The organism is Pseudomonas sp. BS-2016, assembly GCF_001806145.1.
In the GTDB taxonomy this organism is placed as follows: domain Bacteria; phylum Pseudomonadota; class Gammaproteobacteria; order Pseudomonadales; family Pseudomonadaceae; genus Aquipseudomonas; species Aquipseudomonas lundensis.
In genome coordinates this window covers 1-2,121 of the sequence record NZ_MLCT01000111.1, presented here as the reverse complement: position 1 = coordinate 2,121, position 2,121 = coordinate 1, and the positions used below count along the sequence as shown (strand labels likewise).

Annotated in this window: 2 protein-coding genes; both read left to right on the top strand. The window is 64.5% G+C overall.

Going from position 1 to position 2,121, the window contains the following annotated elements; translation table 11 throughout:
• Positions 1-688 (top strand): PP2C family serine/threonine-protein phosphatase (locus tag BKD70_RS22775; RefSeq protein WP_070415450.1); only part of this gene is annotated, 688 nt, incomplete at its 5' end.
• A partial coding sequence (locus BKD70_RS22770; protein WP_139145802.1) for a serine/threonine-protein kinase occupies positions 685-2,121 on the top strand: 1,437 nt, incomplete at its 3' end. The genes BKD70_RS22775 and BKD70_RS22770, both read left to right, overlap by 4 nt.

Below are 2,121 nucleotides of genomic sequence, written 5' to 3'. Positions count from 1 at the left end.
CCATGTGGGCATGGTTCGCCAAGTCAACGAAGATGCCTTTCTGGACCTGCCGGAAAACCGCTTGTGGGTGGTGGCCGATGGTATGGGCGGGCACGCGGCGGGGGACTATGTCAGCAGCCTGATCGTCGATAGCCTGCGCCATGTGCCGCTGGGCCGCTCCCTGGACGAATACTCGGCGGCGCTGCGCAATGACCTGCTGCGCATCAACGCGGCCGTGCGCGAAGAAACCGCCAACCGTGGCGTGACCATGATGGGCAGCACCGTGGTGGTGTTCGCCGCACGCGGCTTGCGCGGGGTGTGCCTGTGGGCCGGCGACAGTCGCCTGTATCGCTTGCGCGACGGCGTGCTGGAAAGCATTTCCCGCGACCACAGCTACGTACAAGACCTGCAAGACAGCGGCCTGCTCAGCGAAGCCGACGCCCGCACCCACCCGCGCTCCAATATCGTCACCCGCGCCATTGGCGTTGAGGCCCAGTTGAACGTCGCCTCGGTGGACCTGTTGATCGCTCCCGGCGACAGCTATTTGCTGTGCAGTGATGGCCTCAACAAGACCGTCGAAGACCATGAAATCCGCGACGTGCTCAGCCATGACGCGCCGGATGAAATCGTGCGCAGCCTGGTGCACTTGGGGCTCAATCGCGGCGCACCAGACAACATCACCACCCTCGTCGTGAAGGTCTCGTCATGAACATCGTCATCCCGGGTTATGACATCGAAGGCGAGATTGGCGAAGGCGCCATGGCCAGCGTGTACCTGGCGACCCAGCGCTCGCTGGAGCGCAAGGTGGCGTTGAAGGTGATGGCGGCAGCGCTGGCGGCCGACCCGAGTTTCTGCGAACGCTTCCTGCGCGAGGGCAAGACGCTGGCGCGTTTGTCACACCCGCACACGGTGACCATCCATGATATCGGCAACGTCGGTGAGCTGTATTACATGGCCATGGAATACCTGCCCAATGGCACGCTCAAGGAGCGCATTGCTGCTGGGCTGACCCCGGAGCAGGGCGTGACGCTGATCCGCCAGATTGCCTCGGCCCTGGGCTATGCCCATGCCCAAGGGCTGGTGCACCGCGACGTCAAGCCGGCGAACATTCTGTTCCGGGCCGATGGCACGGCGGTGTTGTCGGACTTCGGGATTGCCAAGTCGCTGGACGATCGCACCCAATTCACCCAGGCCGGGTTTGCCGTGGGCACGCCGAGCTACATGAGCCCCGAGCAGGCGCGGGGTCAGGAGATCGATGGCCGCGCCGACCTCTACGCGCTGGGCGTGGTGCTGTATGAAATCCTCGTCGGCAAGCTGCCTTACAACGGCACCGATGCGCTTTCCACCGCTCTGGCGCACTTGACTGAACCCTTGCCGGAATTGCCGGTGCATCACGGGCGCTACCAGGGTGTGCTGCGCAAGTTGTTGGCCAAGGACCCGGCGGAGCGTTATCCGGATGCGGCAGCGTTGTTGTTGGCGCTGGATCAACTGCCTGCTGATGAATCGGATGCCACGCTGGTACGGCCGCTGCCGATTCCATTGAGCGTTGATCTGGCGGGCATCACGCCTGTCACCATCGACATTCCGACGGATAAACCGCAACCGCAGCCAATAGTGCGTCAACCGGTGGTCACGCCGACGCAGCACAATGCTCCGTCCGAGCAGCGCCGTGGGCCGGTATTGGCCTTGGCCTCTGTGGCGGTCGCCGTCGCGTTGGCCATTGGCGGCGCCAGCTACTGGTGGTTGAACGGCGGCGATGAACCGGCCAAGCCGCCAGCCGCCGTGGCGCCCAAGGTGACGCCGCCCGTGGCTGTCGCTGAAGTGGATGGCGGTCAGCGCCCGTTGCTGATGGCAGGCAAGAAAACCTTGTTCCAGCGTGTACTCAGCAAACCCGGCGCCCAGCTTTCAGTGGACGCTGGGAGCCCGCCGGGTAGAGCGCTGCCGGCGTTTTCCGTGCTCTACGTGTATCAGCGCAAAGAAGTCGATGGCAGCCCGTGGGTGCGCGTCGGCGCCGCTACCGATGGTCGCAGCGACGGTTGGCTGCCGGCCTCCCAGGTCAGCGACTGGAAACAAAGCCTGGTGCTCAAGTTCACCGAGCGCTCAGGCCGGGCGCCCGTGATGTTCCTGCGCCAGCCCGGTGAG